The sequence below is a fragment of the Winogradskyella ouciana genome (genome assembly GCF_965284585.1).
Classification (GTDB): Bacteria; Bacteroidota; Bacteroidia; order Flavobacteriales; family Flavobacteriaceae; genus Winogradskyella; species Winogradskyella ouciana.
In genome coordinates, this window is the sequence record NZ_OZ260095.1 from 341576 (window position 1) to 358456 (window position 16881).

Annotated in this window: 21 protein-coding genes; 14 read left to right on the plus strand and 7 right to left on the minus strand. The window is 33.9% G+C overall.

Going from position 1 to position 16881, the window contains the following annotated elements; translation table 11 throughout:
• The first annotated feature begins 13 nt into the window (after positions 1–13).
• The 3 genes from ACQ65V_RS01510 to ACQ65V_RS01520 are packed head-to-tail and all read left to right on the plus strand — an operon-like array spanning position 14 to position 999.
• On the plus strand, positions 14–271 hold the full coding sequence (locus tag ACQ65V_RS01510; protein ID WP_155088542.1) for a peptide methionine sulfoxide reductase: 258 nt from the start codon (positions 14–16) through the stop codon (positions 269–271).
• The gene (locus ACQ65V_RS01515) at positions 261–764 is read left to right on the plus strand and encodes a peptide-methionine (S)-S-oxide reductase (RefSeq protein WP_155088541.1); all 504 of its coding nucleotides are present in this window, start codon (positions 261–263) and stop codon (positions 762–764) included. Before ACQ65V_RS01510 ends, ACQ65V_RS01515 begins: the two co-directional genes overlap by 11 nt.
• Entirely contained in the window at positions 757–999 is a 243-nt protein-coding gene (locus ACQ65V_RS01520) for a DUF7672 family protein (protein ID WP_155088540.1), read from the plus strand. Before ACQ65V_RS01515 ends, ACQ65V_RS01520 begins: the two co-directional genes overlap by 8 nt.
• Here the strand turns inward: ACQ65V_RS01520 and ACQ65V_RS01525 are convergent.
• The 5 genes from ACQ65V_RS01525 to ACQ65V_RS01545 all read right to left on the minus strand — a co-directional run bounded on the left by ACQ65V_RS01525 (position 985) and on the right by ACQ65V_RS01545 (position 5118).
• Complete coding sequence (locus ACQ65V_RS01525) at positions 985–2982, minus strand: protein-disulfide reductase DsbD family protein (protein WP_202913886.1); 1998 nt, start codon at positions 2980–2982, stop codon at positions 985–987. The genes ACQ65V_RS01520 and ACQ65V_RS01525 overlap by 15 nt on opposite strands.
• 139 nt (positions 2983–3121) lie before the next feature.
• Positions 3122–3532, minus strand: a complete 411-nt coding sequence (locus tag ACQ65V_RS01530; protein ID WP_430466613.1) for a rhodanese-like domain-containing protein — start codon at positions 3530–3532, stop codon at positions 3122–3124.
• A gap of 20 nt (positions 3533–3552) precedes the next feature.
• Complete coding sequence (locus ACQ65V_RS01535) at positions 3553–3867, minus strand: rhodanese-like domain-containing protein (protein ID WP_155088538.1); 315 nt, start codon at positions 3865–3867, stop codon at positions 3553–3555.
• Positions 3868–3993: 126 nt separating this feature from the next.
• Positions 3994–4602 carry a thioredoxin family protein gene (locus ACQ65V_RS01540; RefSeq protein WP_430466614.1) on the minus strand — a complete coding sequence of 203 codons (609 nt, stop codon included), beginning with the start codon at positions 4600–4602 and terminating at the stop codon, positions 3994–3996.
• 6 nt (positions 4603–4608) lie between these two features.
• Positions 4609–5118, minus strand: a complete 510-nt coding sequence (locus ACQ65V_RS01545; RefSeq protein ID WP_430466615.1) for a TlpA family protein disulfide reductase — start codon at positions 5116–5118, stop codon at positions 4609–4611.
• A 267-nt stretch (positions 5119–5385) separates the two neighbouring features.
• Between ACQ65V_RS01545 and ACQ65V_RS01550 the strand changes: the two genes are divergently transcribed.
• The 10 genes from ACQ65V_RS01550 to ACQ65V_RS01595 all read left to right on the plus strand — a co-directional run bounded on the left by ACQ65V_RS01550 (position 5386) and on the right by ACQ65V_RS01595 (position 13589).
• Positions 5386–6786 (plus strand): anthranilate synthase component I family protein, encoded by a 1401-nt coding sequence (locus ACQ65V_RS01550; RefSeq protein WP_155088535.1) that lies wholly within the window; start codon positions 5386–5388, stop codon positions 6784–6786.
• 98 nt (positions 6787–6884) lie between these two features.
• Entirely contained in the window at positions 6885–7451 is a 567-nt protein-coding gene (locus tag ACQ65V_RS01555; protein WP_430466616.1) for an anthranilate synthase component II, read from the plus strand.
• A gap of 134 nt (positions 7452–7585) precedes the next feature.
• The gene (trpD, locus tag ACQ65V_RS01560) at positions 7586–8581 is read left to right on the plus strand and encodes an anthranilate phosphoribosyltransferase (RefSeq protein WP_430466617.1); all 996 of its coding nucleotides are present in this window, start codon (positions 7586–7588) and stop codon (positions 8579–8581) included.
• Between the two features lie 52 nt (positions 8582–8633).
• A complete protein-coding gene (trpC, locus tag ACQ65V_RS01565) occupies positions 8634–9419 on the plus strand; it encodes an indole-3-glycerol phosphate synthase TrpC (protein WP_430466618.1) in 786 nt (261 codons plus the stop codon).
• Positions 9420–9436: 17 nt separating this feature from the next.
• The gene (locus tag ACQ65V_RS01570; RefSeq protein WP_430466619.1) at positions 9437–10051 is read left to right on the plus strand and encodes a phosphoribosylanthranilate isomerase; all 615 of its coding nucleotides are present in this window, start codon (positions 9437–9439) and stop codon (positions 10049–10051) included.
• Between the two features lie 326 nt (positions 10052–10377).
• Positions 10378–11559, plus strand: a complete 1182-nt coding sequence (trpB, locus tag ACQ65V_RS01575; protein WP_430466620.1) for a tryptophan synthase subunit beta — start codon at positions 10378–10380, stop codon at positions 11557–11559.
• Positions 11560–11643: 84 nt separating this feature from the next.
• Complete coding sequence (gene trpA / locus ACQ65V_RS01580) at positions 11644–12417, plus strand: tryptophan synthase subunit alpha (RefSeq protein WP_430466621.1); 774 nt, start codon at positions 11644–11646, stop codon at positions 12415–12417.
• A gap of 98 nt (positions 12418–12515) precedes the next feature.
• Positions 12516–12662 (plus strand): hypothetical protein, encoded by a 147-nt coding sequence (locus ACQ65V_RS01585; protein WP_430466622.1) that lies wholly within the window; start codon positions 12516–12518, stop codon positions 12660–12662.
• Positions 12663–12722: 60 nt separating this feature from the next.
• On the plus strand, positions 12723–13175 hold the full coding sequence (locus tag ACQ65V_RS01590) for a tRNA (cytidine(34)-2'-O)-methyltransferase (RefSeq protein ID WP_430466623.1): 453 nt from the start codon (positions 12723–12725) through the stop codon (positions 13173–13175).
• A gap of 87 nt (positions 13176–13262) precedes the next feature.
• Positions 13263–13589 (plus strand): hypothetical protein, encoded by a 327-nt coding sequence (locus tag ACQ65V_RS01595; protein WP_430466624.1) that lies wholly within the window; start codon positions 13263–13265, stop codon positions 13587–13589.
• A gap of 167 nt (positions 13590–13756) precedes the next feature.
• Here the strand turns inward: ACQ65V_RS01595 and ACQ65V_RS01600 are convergent, their stop codons facing one another.
• Positions 13757–13981: a VF530 family DNA-binding protein gene (locus tag ACQ65V_RS01600; RefSeq protein ID WP_430466625.1), complete on the minus strand. Its 225-nt coding sequence runs from the start codon at positions 13979–13981 to the stop codon at positions 13757–13759.
• A gap of 119 nt (positions 13982–14100) precedes the next feature.
• Entirely contained in the window at positions 14101–15378 is a 1278-nt protein-coding gene (locus ACQ65V_RS01605; RefSeq protein WP_430466626.1) for a DEAD/DEAH box helicase, read from the minus strand.
• A 188-nt stretch (positions 15379–15566) separates the two neighbouring features.
• Between ACQ65V_RS01605 and ACQ65V_RS01610 the strand changes: the two genes are divergently transcribed.
• Complete coding sequence (locus tag ACQ65V_RS01610; protein WP_430466627.1) at positions 15567–16880, plus strand: AAA family ATPase; 1314 nt, start codon at positions 15567–15569, stop codon at positions 16878–16880.
• Position 16881: the final 1 nt, after the last annotated feature.

Sequence of the window (16881 nt, forward strand, 5' to 3'; positions counted from 1 at the left end):
AGAATGGGTTTTTATGCTTTTAGAAAAAATTAAAAATATCCCTATAGGATACTCTGAAGTCAATTACAAAGACAAAACATACGGAGTAACTCGTAATGATTTTAATAACGGAAAAAGTATAAAAATTTATGCCGAAGAACTTGGTGGTAGTGATTTCATAAGCTTAAACTATTATATAACCAATAACAATGAGCTACTCAAGCCTTGCGAAATGTCAGAGCAGAAAGTCATTCACTTTTTAAATAATTATATGTTGTCGCATGAAAACTAAAATTGCTTTGGGAGGTGGTTGCCACTGGTGCACAGAAGCTGTATTTCAATCATTGATTGGAGTTGGCATGGTGGAACAAGGTTATGTTGCTTCAATTGGAGAACAACATGCGTTTTCAGAAGCTGTTATTGTTCATTTTAATACAGAAATGATTTCATTGAGAACTTTAATTGAAGTGCATTTAGAAACACATAAAAGCACCTCTAACCATTCCATGCGAAAAAAATACCGTTCTGCCATTTATGTATTTTCCGAAGGTCAAAAAATTGAATGTGAAAAATTGATAGTAGATTTTCAAAACGAATACGACGGAAAGTTGATTACCGAAGTCTATATGTTTTCGAAGTTTAAAGCATCTCGAGAAGCTATTCAGGATTATTATCTAAAAAATCCTGAAAAGCCCTTTTGTAAAACGTTTATTACACCAAAGCTTAAAAAGCTTCGTAAATTGCATGGTAATAAATTGAAAGCAAAAACAATTAACTATGATTAGAATCTACATCATCGGATTAGCCATTTTAATTATTGCTATAATTGCTAATGGTATCGTAGTTAAATTAGGACTAAAATCTTGGTATGACTTTATCAACTTACTTACTGACCAAGGTATATCAGCACTTAAAGAAATTTCAATTATAGATTATTTCTGGCTGTTGATTGGCTATCCTTTGGTGCTCGGTTTAGGTTATTATCTTGGAGATAAATTGTATATGCTACTTTTTACCTAATGCTGTTTGCTTTTTAAAATTCTCTAAACCAGTTTTCAACCACTCAGCGTATACATCTTCATTTGGTGTATTTCCTGTAGGATGATTTAAAAGTCCCATATTATGATCTAGTAGTGCATAATACGGCTGGGAATTATTCTGAAAATTTATGGTCTGTAAAGCTGTCCACTTATCTCCAATATCCTCAATATCCTTTACCGTACCATTAGATCTTAAATATTGAAATTGTTCTTCCTCTGGTAATTCCTTTCTGTCGTCTACATAAAGTGAAATAATAACATAATCCTTAAGCAATACATCATACACCTCTGGTGTACTCCACACCTGTTCTTCCATCTTTCTACAGTTAACACATGCCCAACCCGTAAAATCCAATAAAATAGGCTTGTTTTCTGCTTTTGCCGCAGCAACTCCCTCTTCTAAGTCCTTATAACAATTAAGATCTAGCGGACATTCTGATGCTTTTTCATATAAACTATAAAACATTGGAGGCGGAAAACCACTTAACAATTTTAAATTAGCGTATTTAGTATTGGTTAAGCCAGGTAATAGATAAATGACAAAAGCCACAACCAAAATACCCGTAGTAATTCTAACTTTGCTCAATTTTTGTAAAAGCCCATCATGAGGGAATTTAATTTTCCCAAATAGATATAAGGCCAACCCTATACCAATAATAACCCAAAGTCCTATAAATACTTCTCGCTTTAAAAGTCCCCAATGTTCTACTAAATCTGCGTTGGACAAGAATTTAAGTGCTAATGCTAATTCTAAAAACCCTAAAACAACCTTTACTGTATTTAGCCAACCACCAGACTTCGGCAATGAGTTGAGCCATTTAGGAAACATAGCAAATAGCGTAAATGGCAAAGCTAAGGCCAAGCCAAATCCGCCCATTCCCATACTTAATTGCATGGCACTAGCATCTGAAGCCATTGTACTACCCAACAAACCTCCTAGAATTGGCCCAGTACATGAAAAGGACACAATTGCTAAGGTTAGAGCCATAAAAAAGATGCCGACTATACCACCAATTTTATTGGCTTTACTGTCCATGGCTGCACTCCATGATTGAGGTAGAGTGAGTTCAAAATATCCGAAAAATGAAAATGAGAATACTATGAAAATGACGAAGAATATAATGTTTAGGGTAACGTTTGTAGAAATAGTATTAAGAATTCCTGAATCCAAAGAATCCATAACATGGAATGGAATACTTAACAGTACATAAATCAAAAAGATAAAAAGTCCATAAAGTATTGAGTTAAACAATCCTTTTTTAGAATCGCCAGAACTTTTAGTGAAGAAAGATACCGTAAGCGGAATCATTGGAAACACACAAGGGGTTAACAAGGCTATCAAACCTCCTAAAAACCCAAGGAGGAATATCCCAAAGAAGCCCTTACCATCTGTAGTTTGCTTTTCGTATTTATCCCAACCTGTTACATTGAGGTCTAATGCCTCTGAAAGTTGTTTACTTCTTTCATCTACCGTGACCTCCTCTTTTTCTATTGCTGAACCGTCTAATGACAAATTAAAGGTATAGTCTCCAGGAATACATTTTTCGTTGTCACAAGTCTGATATTCTACATAAATCTCAATCTGATTAAAATCTGCATTTAAAACAGTAATTTTCTGCTTAAATTGAGCTTGATCCTTAAATTTTACAACGTTCTCTTCAAATATTTCATCAAATACTGGCGCCACTGAAGGTTCTGATGTAACTCCTTCTAGTTTATAGTTATCATCTTGATTTCTATATTCAAAAAAAGTTATTGGCGCAAAGCCATCTTTATCGACTTTATTTTGAGAATAGATATACCAGCCTTTGTCAATATTGGCTTTAAAAATGAGATTGTATTCAGTGTCGGATATTTTTTCTATTTCAGATTCCCACTTAACGGGTTCTAAAATCTGCGAAAACGAATGGAATGAAAAGCAAAATGCCAAAAAGCAAAATAGGAGTACTCTTTTAATAGTCATAAATAAAGCATTAAAACACAAATGTAAACGTTGTGTTTCTATTATCAATTAACAAGCGCCTAATTTATAAAAACCTTAAGAATTTACAGGAATGGGAAAGACATAAAAAAAAACCAAACATAAAGTTTGGTTAATTAGTTTAAGATTTTACCTCAATCTTTATTTTATCGGAATGTTTCCACTTAGAAATTCCACCTTTGAGATCATAAACTTTCTCAAAGCCAGCTTCCTTTAATTTTTTAGCACATTTAGCACTTCGGTTACCTCCTTTACAGTATAAAATTACCGGTTTTGCTTTGTCTAATTTAGATATATCCTCATCAAAAGTTGGTGATGTAAAATCTATATTTTGAGAATTTACAATGTGCTCTTTTTCGTGTTCTTGTGGTGTTCTTACGTCTACCAATTGTACTTCCTCCATCTCTAGTATGGATTGCATTTCTTCAGCAGTTACAAGCTTTACATCTGTTGCAGCATCTTTAGTGTCTAAACAACTTGAGGCGAAGCATAGTGTCAATAAAAGACCGAAGATTAAATATATTTTTTTCATAATAGTGCTGTTTATCAAAATTATAATTGAGCAACATCTCCTTGCCACTCCATAAAACCGCCTTTTAAATTATAGGCGTTGTTAAAACCCAACTGGTTCATGATAGCACAAGCTTGCCCACTTCTCCCTCCAGATTTACAATACACATAATAGCTTTTGGTTTTATCTAATTTCTCTAGCTCATCGATAAAACCTTGACCTTGATAAATATCGATATGAATTGCATTAGGAATAACTCCTTCTTCAACTTCATCTTGTGTTCTAACATCCAAAACAACAGAATTATTGTCTTTATCTAGTTGTTTTGTCCAATCCTTTTGCGATAAATCCGCCATAACAAAAGCTTTTTTAGAATCACAAAATTAACATTTCCTTATGAAATAGACGTAAAAAAATCCGAAGTGTTACACTTCGGATTGAATTTTAACATTTTTACTTTAAGTAAAGGATAAGCTTCTCACTTACACCTTAATAGAACAGCCTATTGCTCTTGTTTCTTTTACCGGAACTTCCTTATTCTTCTTCAAGGCATCAACAGCATCTTCTACATATTTGGTGTTTACGGCACTTGAATCTTTATAATTGTCATCTATCGCTCCAATATATTTAACCACATTACCCTTTTTAGTTTTTTCTAAGATGTATACATGAGGTGTTTTAGTAGCTCCGTACTGAGGATAAATTTTTTGTCCTTTATCCATTAAATATGGAAAGGTAAACCCTTTGGCTTTTGCTCTTGATTTCATGGCTTCCATATTATCACCAGGCTTTACATCTGTATTATTTGGCATAATAGCAATTACTGGGTAACCTTGCGAAGCATATTTTTTATTGAGGGCCTCTATCCTATCTTCATAAGCAACAGCGTAAGGACAAGTATTGCATGTAAATATTACAATAAACCCTTTGGCATCCTTATAATCGGACAAAGACACCATTTTTCCATCAATGTTTTCTAGGCTGAAATCAGTAGCTATATCTCCAATTTTATAGCCATCACCATCTGTTGTTGTAAAAGCAGATAATGTTACCACTAACACCATAACTGCGAGTAATCTTAAAGTTTTCATATTAATCTATTTTAAAAATTGTTTTAGTTCGTTTTCTAGTTCTTCTTTAGTAAACGACTTTTCGTAAAACTGTCGTTTATCACCTTTGTATATAATTGTGGCTGGTAAAGCACCAGTCCAATTTTCGTTAATTGCAGGTATCCATCTATTTTGATCTGTATCATCAAAAGCTACGATTTCAGATTTTAAGTCATGCTTTTTTATAAAAGGTTTTAACTTGGTATCGTAGTTTCTTGGAAAATCTAGACTCACCAATAAAACCTCTACATCCTTATCCTTGTAGTCTTTATTTATTGTTTCAAAATAAGGTAATTCCTTAACACAAGGCGCACACCAAGTAGCCCAAAAATTGACCACATGTACCTTCTCGTCTTTTTTATTAATTAAAGGCTCTAAACCATCATAGTCATAAACTTTAAGGTCAAAATCAGAATTAGTGATTTGAGTTACTGACTGTTCCTTTTCATTGTTAGCATCAGATACCTCTTGTTTAGCGGTCTCGTTCTTGCAAGACATAAAAATCAACAAGATTATTATAACACTGTATTTCATAACCATAAAGTTATCAATCCATCTATTTAATACTAAAAAATTAACAAAACATTAATTTAAATGTTTGATATTGAAATAATCCTTATTATATTTGGCACTCAAATGAAAACAAAAACAAATCATATTTGGTGGTGGAATTTCTCAAACTCATGTTCGTGAAATAACCCTTGGTATGTAATAATATAAAAAAAGGCTTGTCATTCACGACAGGCCTTTTTTAATTTTAAATTGATGAAAACATTTAGTCTATACACACATTATAAAAAAATATTGGCAGATACCATTACTCCAGTGAGCATCTACCTGAAGATTAGGGATAAATTCCCTAACAGTATTCTTCTGGAAAGTAGTGACTACCATGCCAATGACAACAGTTTTTCTTATATCTGCTGCAATCCAATAGCCTCAATACAAGTTAAAGATGGTGTTATTTCCCAAACCTATCCAGATGGCAGTTCAAAAAACAATTTTGCCAATACTGTTGGTGTAGTAGAAGAAATCCACAAGTTTACTCAACGTTTTAAAGTAGATAGCAATAAAGAATTTAAATTCATTAATAATGGCATTTTTGGTTATACAGCTTATGATGCTGTAAAGTATTTTGAAGATATAGACATCTCCAAAAAAGACAGTTCTATTGATATTCCGGACATCTACTATGCAGTGTATCAAAACATCATAGCAATAAATCACTTTAAAAATGAAGCGTATATTTTTGCACATTGTTTCGATACAGAAAATAATATTGACGATATTCTTCAATTAATTCAAACAAGGCAATATGCGTCTTATGATTTCGCTACAAAAGGCGATATAGAATCTAACCTTACAGATGAAGAATATAAAGCAAATGTAGAGCTTGCTAAAAAGCATTGTGCGAGAGGAGATGTATTTCAGTTAGTCCTCTCTAAACAGTTTTCGCAACAGTTTAGCGGAGATGAGTTTAATGTTTACAGAGCATTGCGAAGTATTAACCCATCACCTTACCTATTCTATTTCGACTACGGGAATTTTAAGATATTTGGAAGCTCACCAGAAGCACAGTTGATCGTAAGTGATAATAAGGCAGAAATCCATCCAATTGCTGGCACATTTAAACGAACAGGAAACGACTTAAAAGACGCTGAGCTAGCAGAACAACTAATTAAGGACGACAAGGAAAATAGTGAACATGTTATGTTAGTTGACTTAGCCAGAAACGACCTAAGCCGACATGGAAGTAACGTTACCGTTGAAAATTATAGAGAAGTTCAGTTCTTTTCTCACGTCATCCATTTAGTAAGTAAGGTCACAGGAACGAAACATAAAGACACAGATACTATGCAGGTTGTTGCTGACACATTCCCAGCCGGAACATTGAGTGGAGCTCCAAAGCACATGGCGATGCAACTTATAGAGAAGTACGAAAAAACAAGCAGAGCTTATTATGGTGGCGCGATAGGTTTTATGGATTTTGAGGGCAATTTTAATCACGCCATAATGATTAGAACATTTTTAAGTAAAAACCATAAACTCTTCTGGCAAGCAGGAGCAGGATTGGTTGCTAAATCTAATCCTGAAAGCGAATTACAAGAAGTATATAACAAGCTTGGAGCATTAACAAAGGCGATTGAACAAGCTAAAGAAATATGAGTGATTAGTGAAAAAACTAAAAGCATGAAATTGAAGACAAATATTAATAAATCAAAAAACAAATTCCCTTTCCTCTGGAAAGGGTTAGGGAAAGGCTTATGAAAAAAGTATTGGTCATAGATAACTACGACAGCTTCACCTACAATCTAGTACATTATTTACAGGATTTAGATTGTCATGTCACCGTAAAAAGAAACGACAAACTCACCTTAGAAGAAGTCGATGCTTTTGATAAAATCATCTTATCACCAGGTCCTGGAATCCCAGATGAAGCTGGACTACTGAAAAAAATTATTGCGAAATACGCACCAACCAAAAGTATTTTGGGTGTGTGCTTGGGACAACAAGCCATAGGCGAGGTTTTTGGTGGTTCTTTAGTGAATTTAGATACGGTTCACCATGGTGTGTCAACTAATGTTACAGTTTCTGTAGATGATGAAACCTTATTTAAAGGACTTAATAAAACTTTTGAAGTAGGCCGTTACCACTCATGGGTTGTTAACACAGATTTACCTGATAGCTTAGAAGCAACATCTTTCGATACTAACGGACAAATCATGTCTTTAAGGCATAAGGTTTATGATGTTAAAGGAGTACAATATCATCCTGAATCTGTTTTAACACCAGACGGGAAAACCATTCTTAAAAACTGGGTGAATAGTTAAAGCGATTGACGATTGACGATTGACGATTGACGATTGACGATTGACGATTGACGATTGACGAAAAATAGAAAATTTGAAACGAATAAAGCTAAATGAAGATTAATTAAAAAGTTACTCGCTTCCGCGAGGATAAAATGAAAGAAATACTAAACAGATTAATAAACCAAGAAAGCATCTCAAGCGAGGAAGCGAAAAACGTACTCGTTAATATATCAGAAGGCAAATACAATCAAAGTCAGATCGCTTCATTCTTAACGGTGTATATGATGCGTAGCATTACCATAGAAGAACTCAGAGGCTTTAGAGATGCGCTTTTAGAACTTTGTATTCCTGTAGAATTAGAAGGCTACAACACCATAGATTTATGTGGTACGGGAGGTGATGGCAAAGACACGTTTAACATTTCAACATTGTCCTCTTTTGTAACTGCAGGTGCTGGTGTCCATGTGACAAAGCATGGTAATTATGGTGTGTCTTCCGCTTGTGGCTCTTCAAATGTTATGGAGCATTTAGGTATAAAATTCACTAATGATATTGACTTTTTAAAACGTAGTATTGATGAAGCAGGTATTTGTGTATTGCACGCCCCTTTATTTCATCCAGCTATGAAAAATGTAGCACCAATTAGAAAAGAGCTAGGTGTTAAAACATTTTTTAATATGTTAGGACCGATGGTTAATCCAGCTTTTCCTAAAAATCAGATGGTGGGAGTTTTTAACCTAGAATTACTAAGACTTTACGGCTATTTATATCAAGAAACAGATAAAAACTATGCTGTTGTACATGCGTTAGATGGTTATGATGAAATCTCTTTAACAGGAAAAACAAAAGTCATTTCAAACAATTCTGAAACACTATTCGAGCCTCAAGATTTAGGTGTAAACAAAATAGAACAAAAAGAAATCTTTGGTGGTAATACAGTTGCCCAAGCCGCACGATTATTTACCAAAATAATTAGCGGAAAAGGCACTGATGCTCATAATAATGTGGTTTGTGCAAATGCTGGTTTAGCGATAGCCACGGTAAAACAGATTTCACATAAAGAAGGTTTTGAATTAGCTAAGGAATCGCTGTTGGGTGGAAAAGCAAAAGCGAGTTTAGACAAATTGATTGAATTGAGTGAGAAGTAGGAAGATATACAAAAAATAATTAAAAAAGGTGACCACTTTCGTGGGAATAGACATGAATATTTTAGACAAAATAGTAATTGATAAACGTAAAGAAGTTGATTTACGCAAATCTCTAATTCCAATTCAGCAATTAGAAGCTTCAGTACTTTTTGAACGTAAAACAATCTCACTTGCTCAGAAATTAAAAACAAGTCCGTCTGGAATCATCGCTGAACATAAGAGACGCTCTCCGTCTAAATCAGTGATTAACCAAAGTCTTAATGTACAAGATGTTGCTAAAGGCTATGAAGGTGCAGGAGTATGTGGTATGTCTGTTTTAACAGATTCTAAATATTTTGGAGGCTCTTTAGATGATTTAATATTGGCAAGAGCAAGTTCTAAGCTTCCTCTTTTGAGAAAGGAATTTATAATAGATGAGTATCAAATTATCGAAGCTAAGGCTTATGGAGCAGATGTTATTTTATTGATAGCTGCAATTTTAACCAGAGGCGAGATTAAAAAGTTCTCTGAAGTTGCAAAAAGTCTTAATCTAGATGTTTTACTAGAAGTACATAATGAAGAAGAATTGGAAAAGTCAATTATGCCATCACTCGACATGTTAGGTGTAAACAATAGAAATCTAAAAACTTTTGAAGTCAGTTTAGAAACCTCTAAAATGCTCAGTGAACAAATCCCTAACGATTTTGTAAAGGTGTCTGAGAGCGGCATTAGCTCTGTTGAAGCCATAAAAGAACTACAACCTTATGGGTACAAAGGCTTTTTAATAGGTGAAAATTTTATGAAAACGAATGATCCAGGGCAAAGTGCTACAGATTTTATAAAAGCTTTAAAATCATGAAGCTAAAAGTCTGCGGCATGAAACATAACACAGCTGACGTTGCAATACTGCAACCCAAATATTTGGGCTTTATATTTTATGGCAAATCACCACGAAATTTTGAAAGTGCTATTCCAGAACTACCAAAAGGTATTAAAAAAGTTGGAGTATTTGTGGAAGCACCAATTCAAACAATCTTAGATAAAGTGAACTATTATAGTTTAGATGTCATTCAACTTCACGGAAAAGAATCAGCAAAGTACACGAAGGACCTTTTGAGAATATTAATAGATTCGGCCATAAAAGTTCCCGAAATCATTAAAGTCTTCTCTATAAAAGACAACTTTGATTTTTCACAATTAAGGTCATATAAAGATTTAGTCGATTATTATTTGTTTGATACCAAAGGCAAATTACCAGGAGGCAACGGCTATACCTTTAATTGGGATGTATTGAAAGATTACCCATCAACCAAACCTTATTTTTTAAGTGGAGGAATTGGATTGAATGAATTAGAAAAAATCAAAAATTTTAGAAGAAGTCCTACTTCAAAATACTGCTATGGCATTGACGTCAACAGTAAATTTGAAACAGAACCTGGATTAAAAAATATTGAGGAATTAGAAAAATTTAAACACGAATTAAATAAATAGTTTTCAGTCACAGTATTCAAGTACTAATGATTGAAAACAGAAAATTAAAAAAGATTGAACTAGAAGTAAATTTAACAAGAATGAAAGTCCTGACTTCCGACATAGGCGGAATCATCAAAATTCAGAAATAAAGAGCGAAGGAATGTAGATGCGAAGCGCAGCTTCAAGCACGGAATTCCGAAAGTGAATGGTGCTTTAGCAATTTCCTAATTTTGATCGTGATTTTTTGGTTCGTTTTGCATCAAGGCAAAATGAACAAAAGAAAAAAGAAACAGATTGCCACATCGCACAAAAAATGCGATTCGCAATGACGATATTTTATAATTATGAGTTACAACATCAACAACAAAGGCTATTACGGAGAATTCGGTGGAGCATTCATCCCAGAAATGCTCTACCCAAATGTTGAAGAACTACGGCAGAATTATCTAAAAATAATGGCAGAACCTTCGTTTAAAGAAGAGTTCCATCAATTATTAAAAGATTATGTAGGTCGTCCTTCACCACTCTATTACGCCAAACGCCTTTCAGAAAAACACAACACCAAAGTTTACTTAAAGCGTGAAGACCTCAACCATACTGGCGCTCATAAAGTCAACAATACCATTGGGCAAATCCTTATGGCAAAACGATTGGGTAAAAACAGAATCATTGCCGAAACTGGTGCTGGTCAACATGGAGTAGCTACAGCAACCGTTTGTGCACTAATGGGCATTGAATGTATTGTGTATATGGGAGAAATTGACATTGCAAGGCAAGCACCAAATGTAGCACGTATGAAAATGTTGGGAGCAGAAGTTAGGCCTGCTTTATCTGGAAGTCGAACGCTTAAGGATGCAACTAATGAAGCCATTCGTGATTGGATTAATAATCCGGTTGATACACATTACATAATTGGTTCTGCCATTGGACCGCATCCCTATCCTGATATGGTGACTAAATTTCAATCGATTATTTCAGAAGAAATAAAATGGCAATTAAAAGAAAAAGAAGGTAAGGAAGATCCTGATTATGTAGTAGCTTGTATTGGTGGTGGCAGTAATGCAGCTGGCACCTATTATCACTTTTTAGATAGTGAAAATGTTGGCATCATAGCAGTAGAAGCCGCAGGGAAAGGGATTCACTCTGGAGAGAGTGCAGCCACATCTGCACTTGGAAAAGAAGGCATCATCCACGGTTGCAAAACACTTTTAATGCAAACTAAAGATGGACAGATTACTGAGCCTTACTCTATTTCAGCCGGATTGGATTATCCAGGTGTTGGACCATTACATTCGCATTTATACAAATCTGGACGTGGAGAATTCTATTCCGCCACAGATGATGAAGCCATGACAGCTGGGTTGGAACTATGCCAGCTAGAAGGTATCATTCCAGCGATTGAAACTGCTCATGCATTGGCCATTTTTGAACATAAAACCTTTAAACCAGACGATATTGTTGTGATTAGCTTATCTGGTCGTGGTGACAAGGATTTACAGAATTATATAGATTATTTTAAACTCTAACGTCATTCCGAACAAAGTGAAGGAATCTCATGATGAGATTGCCACGTCACTTCGTTCCTCGCAATGACAAGAAAAACGCAAAAATTGAACAGAATAAACCAAAAACTAAAAGAAGACAAAAAGCTTCTATCGATATATTTCACTTCAGGTTATCCCAATATAGATGACACTGTAACCATCATTCAAAATCTTGAAAAAAGTGGTGTGGATATGATTGAAATAGGATTACCTTTCAGTGATCCATTAGCCGATGGCCCAACGATTCAAGCAAGCTCTACAGCAGCTTTAAAAAATGGAATGACTACCGAATTATTATTTGAACAACTCAAAGATATTCGAAAATCAGTTTCTATTCCATTAATTATTATGGGTTACTTTAATCCAATGCTACAATATGGAGTCGAAGATTTTTGTAAAAAATGTAAAGAAATTGGTATTGACGGATTGATTATACCTGACTTACCTGTTGATGTCTATCATTCAGAATACAAGGAAACATTTGAAAAATATGGGCTTATCAATGTGTTTTTAATCACACCGCAAACCTCTGATGAACGTATTCGATATATTGATTCGGTTTCGGATGGATTTATCTACATGGTAAGTTCGGCCAGTACCACTGGTGCAAAAACTGGTTTTGGAGGTACACAAACCGAATATTTTGAGCGTATTGCCAATATGAATCTTAAAAACCCTCAGATTGTTGGTTTCGGAATATCGAATAACGACACCTTTACACAAGCGACCAAGTACGCCAAAGGAGCAATAATTGGCAGTGCCTTTATTAAACATTTAACCAATAACGGCGCGGAAACCATTGCATCTTTCGTTAACCCTATTATCACTACTGAAAATTAATAGTTTTTAACATTTAAGTTACTGATTTTAAGAACCTTTTGAGACAGAAACGATAAGTAATTCCTTATATTAATATGAATATAAAAAAGCAAATAACCATGGGAATTACTAAAGATAAAAGAAAATTTAAAAGAGATAAAGAACAGAAAAATCCTTTGAATCCAGAAGGTGTGGCAAAAAAGACCAACACCAACAAATTCGATATTAATGAGGATACTATAAAAGATCAACAGAATAAGAAGTAATCTTGTTATTCTGAGTGTGTAAAAGTCTAAATTAATCTTAATTTAGACTTTTATTTTTTTATGCCGCTCAACATCGTCCTCATAGAACCCGAAATACCAAATAATACTGGTAATATTGGCCGTTTGGCTTTAGCAACAGGATCTCGTTTGCACTTGGTAAAACCCCTTGGATTTGAAATTGATGATAAACGCTTAAAACGTGCTGGATTGGATTATTGGCAACATTTAGAAGTGATCTATTATGACTCTACAGATGATTTCTTTTCAAAAAACAAAGATGCTGAAATGATTTTGCTATCAAGTCATGGCACACAATCGCATTGGGATATTGAATATACCGACAATATGTTTTTAATCTTTGGGAAAGAGTCTGTTGGCTTACCAAAACCATTAATTAAAAAACACCACAATCAACTTTTTAAAATCCCGCTCTTCAGTAAGCAAATTAGAAGTCTTAATCTTGCCAATGCAGTTAGTATTATTGTCTATGAAGGACTAAGGCAACTTCGTTAATCTTTTCATAAAAGTATTATTAGGATTAAACCCTTTTAAAATAGTTTGGTCATAGCAGTGTTCATTAATTAAAAAACACAAAAAATTATGATTTCAAAAACATTAAAAGTTGGTCTTTTTGTTGTTGCAATAGGCTCAATGGCATTTTGCAATGCACAAGAAAGAGAAGGGAAAAGAAAACCGAATCCTGAGAAAATCTTCAAAAAATTAGATTCTGATGCTAATGGCTCTATCTCATTAGAAGAGTTTAAAGCTAATCGTATGAAAGACGAATCTAAAGTAGAACTACTCGAAAAACGCTTCGCTAGAATGGATGCCGACAGTAGTGGAGATCTGGATATGGTAGAGTTTAAAAAAGCATTGGCCAGAATGAAGGGAAGAAAAGACCACAAACCAAAGCATGATGATAACTAACAAAAAAATCCTCTAGAAATTCTAGAGGATTTTTTGTTTAAACTATTTTGCCTTGGAATTTATTTGACTAGATAGACGAGAATGCTTTTATGGTAGAGTTAAAAGTTCAAAAGGTGATGTATTATATAATTATTTGAATAAAAGAAGAGTATAGTATCGCCTAAAATTTAACGCTTATTCCTCAACATCTCTAAATACATAGCTTCAACCTTAGTCCTAGCCCAAGGTGTGCGCCTTAAAAATTTTAGACTAGATTTTATTGAAGGATCATGTGTAAAACATCGAATATTTATTTGGTAACCCATATACTCCCAACCGTAATGTGCTTGTAATTCAGTAATTATCTGTTCTAGTTTTATGCCGTGTAATGGATTGTTGGGTTGGGTTGACATACTTTCTTTTTGTCACTGCCATGAGACAGGCTTTTTACCAGTCTTGGTCATCTTATTGATTTCAATTTATGCAAAGTAAAAAAAGAGATTGCTTCGTGCCTCGCAATGACAGACAAAATTTAATTACTATTGCGTCTTCGGTTTCTATTCCTGTTTCGGTTTGAGTTCTTTTTGTTTCCTGAGTTTCCTGAACCAGAATTCCGGCCTCGACTTTGATTTCTATTTCTATTCTGACCTGGTTTTATCGGTTCAGTGGATGCGTTTGGATCTGGTTCAAAACCTTCAATAATCTCAACATCAATAGACGTATCAATCAGCTTTTCAATACCACGCAAATAACTAATTTCATCAGCACTTACTAAAGAAATGGCTTGTCCACTTGCTCCTGCCCTACCCGTTCTACCGATACGGTGAACATAGTCTTCGGCAATATTTGGCAATTCAAAATTAATAACGTGAGGCAATAACGGAATGTCCAATCCACGAGCTGCAATATCCGTAGCTACTAAAACACGTACTGTGCCTCTTTTAAATCCTGCCAAAGCTTTGGTTCTTGCACCTTGGCTTTTATTCCCATGAATGGCTGCAGCTGTAATACCAGCACTTACCATTTTTTTCGTTAATCGATTAGCACCATGTTTAGTTCTAGTAAATACTAAAACTTGTTTCCAGTTGCCTTCAGAAATCAATTTAATGATTAATCCTGTCTTTTTGTTCTTGGCAACACGATGTACCTTTTGGTCAATAATCTCAACAGCTGTATTCTCTGGAGTGGCTTCAACCTGAATTGGATTATTCAAAATGGAATACGCCAATTTCTTAATATCCTTAGAAAACGTAGCTGAAAACATCAAGTTTTGACGTTTATTGGGCATTAGTTTCATAATGCGTTCTATATCACGTAAAAAACCCATATCGAGCATTCGGTCGGCTTCATCCAAAACAAATATTTCAACATGCTTTAATGAGAGTACTCCTTGATTTTCTAAATCAATCAAACGACCTGGTGTGGCTACTAAAACATCAATTCCATTTCTGATTGTTGCAACCTGTGGTTTTTGATTCACGCCTCCAAAAATAACAGCACTTCGTATATTTAAAAACTCGCTGTATTCTTTAACATTGGCATAAACCTGAGCCGCCAACTCTCTAGTCGGAGTCAATATCAAAGCACGGATTGGTCTGTACTTTTCGTTAGGGTTTTGAGAAAGAATTTGCAGTAACGGCAATGTAAAACCAGCTGTTTTTCCAGTACCTGTTTGTGCAGATGCTAAGACATCTTTTCCTTCTAAAACTGGCGGAATGGCTTTGGCTTGTATTGGCGAAGGTGTATCGTATCCTTTTTTGCCAATGGCTTTTAGCAAAGGCTCGGATAAGCCCAATGATTTAAATGACATACATCGTTTTTAGTTAAGATGAATATCTATTTAAAGCTCACCTCTTTTGTTTGGGCGAAGGTACTGCTATTTTATTCGATAACCTTATTTACTTGAATTTCTTATTTTTTTGGGTAAATTCGTTTAACATAAGATGTAAAATATTGAAACGATTCGATATCAAGTCATTAGACACAAACTAAAACAAAATGAAGGAAATAGGAATAAAAGAAATAAAGGTATCAAAGTTATTTGGCCATTATAATTACCAACTACCAAACGCCAATGAAAATAAAGAACTAAACAAACTTTTTATTTTATATGGGGATAATGGTTCTGGTAAAACAACAGTTTTAAATTTAATATTCTATTTGCTTTCAACAAAAGACAAAAGTGGATATAAGACCAAGTTGGCACAAACTAAGTTTGAGAAATTTTCCATAAAATTAAATAATGGAATAGAGATTGGAGCTCTCAGAAAAAATTCAATAATAGGTTCTTATACTTATTACATAAAAAAAGGAACAGCTTATGTACATAAACTAAATTTAAAAGCTACGTCAGAAAATGCAATCAGATTTGAGCAAGGTAGTGATGAAGAAAAACAGTTTTTAAAATTTTTAGATTTTATACGTAATTTAAATATTTCAATTTATTTCTTGTCGGAAGATAGGAAAACACTTAGTAGTAAAAATTCTACCGACTACGATGATGAACATAACTTAATTCTTAATACATCAGATATTGAATTTTCCACACGATATGAAAAAATTAGAACAAAAAAGTATCTAAATGAAAAAAGGCTTTCTTTAGAGTTAACAGTTGAAAGGTTTATAGACTGGATTAGAAAGCAAGTAATTCAAAGCTCAAAAACTGGTGAAACAAATACACTTCATATTTATAATGAGCTTGTTAAAAATGTTGATAAACCAAAAGAGAAAATACCGCCTCTTTCCCAACTTCTTAAAAAAATAGATTCTCTTGAAAAACAAAGTATTAAGCTATCCGAAATTGGTTTAATCGATGAATTAGACTTCAAAGATTTTAAAAAATCCATTGGATCAGTTAGTAAAGAAAATAAAAAATCTCTTCCGGGAATTGTCCAATTATTTATAAATAGTACAAATGCAAGACTTGATGCATTACAAGGGCTTTATGACGTTATAGATGGTTTTGTAAATGCTATTAATGAATTTTACACAAACAAGGAAATATCATTTAATTTAACCAAAGGTTTTACAATCAAACATAATTCAGGTGAAAGGTTACGGTTAGAAATGCTTTCTTCAGGAGAAAAACAGTTATTATTGCTCTTTATAAATACAATTACTGCTACAGATCAAGCGACAATTTTCATAATTGATGAACCTGAAATTTCCTTAAATATTAAATGGCAGAGAATGTTACTCAAAACATTACTTAAGTTTAGCTCAAAAAACTATGTTCAATTTATTATTGCAACACATTCAATTGAGTTATTGGCACCAAATACTCGAAACGTTGTTAAATTAGAGGATATATAAT

What these genes read in the sequence shown, in the direction of transcription:
- ACQ65V_RS01510 (WP_155088542.1), top strand. Translation starts at nt 14, where the DNA reads ATGCTTTTAGAAAAAATTAAAAATATCCCTATAGGATACTCTGAAGTC.
- ACQ65V_RS01515 (WP_155088541.1), top strand. Translation starts at nt 261, where the DNA reads ATGAAAACTAAAATTGCTTTGGGAGGTGGTTGCCACTGGTGCACAGAA.
- ACQ65V_RS01520 (WP_155088540.1), top strand. Translation starts at nt 757, where the DNA reads ATGATTAGAATCTACATCATCGGATTAGCCATTTTAATTATTGCTATA.
- ACQ65V_RS01525 (WP_202913886.1), bottom strand. Translation starts at nt 2,982, where the DNA reads ATGACTATTAAAAGAGTACTCCTATTTTGCTTTTTGGCATTTTGCTTT.
- ACQ65V_RS01530 (WP_430466613.1), bottom strand. Translation starts at nt 3,532, where the DNA reads ATGAAAAAAATATATTTAATCTTCGGTCTTTTATTGACACTATGCTTC.
- ACQ65V_RS01535 (WP_155088538.1), bottom strand. Translation starts at nt 3,867, where the DNA reads ATGGCGGATTTATCGCAAAAGGATTGGACAAAACAACTAGATAAAGAC.
- ACQ65V_RS01540 (WP_430466614.1), bottom strand. Translation starts at nt 4,602, where the DNA reads ATGAAAACTTTAAGATTACTCGCAGTTATGGTGTTAGTGGTAACATTA.
- ACQ65V_RS01545 (WP_430466615.1), bottom strand. Translation starts at nt 5,118, where the DNA reads ATGTCTTGCAAGAACGAGACCGCTAAACAAGAGGTATCTGATGCTAAC.
- ACQ65V_RS01550 (WP_155088535.1), top strand. Translation starts at nt 5,386, where the DNA reads ATGAAAACATTTAGTCTATACACACATTATAAAAAAATATTGGCAGAT.
- ACQ65V_RS01555 (WP_430466616.1), top strand. Translation starts at nt 6,885, where the DNA reads ATGAAAAAAGTATTGGTCATAGATAACTACGACAGCTTCACCTACAAT.
- trpD (WP_430466617.1), top strand. Translation starts at nt 7,586, where the DNA reads ATGAAAGAAATACTAAACAGATTAATAAACCAAGAAAGCATCTCAAGC.
- trpC (WP_430466618.1), top strand. Translation starts at nt 8,634, where the DNA reads ATGAATATTTTAGACAAAATAGTAATTGATAAACGTAAAGAAGTTGAT.
- ACQ65V_RS01570 (WP_430466619.1), top strand. Translation starts at nt 9,437, where the DNA reads ATGAAACATAACACAGCTGACGTTGCAATACTGCAACCCAAATATTTG.
- trpB (WP_430466620.1), top strand. Translation starts at nt 10,378, where the DNA reads ATGAGTTACAACATCAACAACAAAGGCTATTACGGAGAATTCGGTGGA.
- ACQ65V_RS01585 (WP_430466622.1), top strand. Translation starts at nt 12,516, where the DNA reads ATGGGAATTACTAAAGATAAAAGAAAATTTAAAAGAGATAAAGAACAG.
- ACQ65V_RS01590 (WP_430466623.1), top strand. Translation starts at nt 12,723, where the DNA reads ATGCCGCTCAACATCGTCCTCATAGAACCCGAAATACCAAATAATACT.
- ACQ65V_RS01595 (WP_430466624.1), top strand. Translation starts at nt 13,263, where the DNA reads ATGATTTCAAAAACATTAAAAGTTGGTCTTTTTGTTGTTGCAATAGGC.
- ACQ65V_RS01600 (WP_430466625.1), bottom strand. Translation starts at nt 13,981, where the DNA reads ATGTCAACCCAACCCAACAATCCATTACACGGCATAAAACTAGAACAG.
- ACQ65V_RS01605 (WP_430466626.1), bottom strand. Translation starts at nt 15,378, where the DNA reads ATGTCATTTAAATCATTGGGCTTATCCGAGCCTTTGCTAAAAGCCATT.
- ACQ65V_RS01610 (WP_430466627.1), top strand. Translation starts at nt 15,567, where the DNA reads ATGAAGGAAATAGGAATAAAAGAAATAAAGGTATCAAAGTTATTTGGC.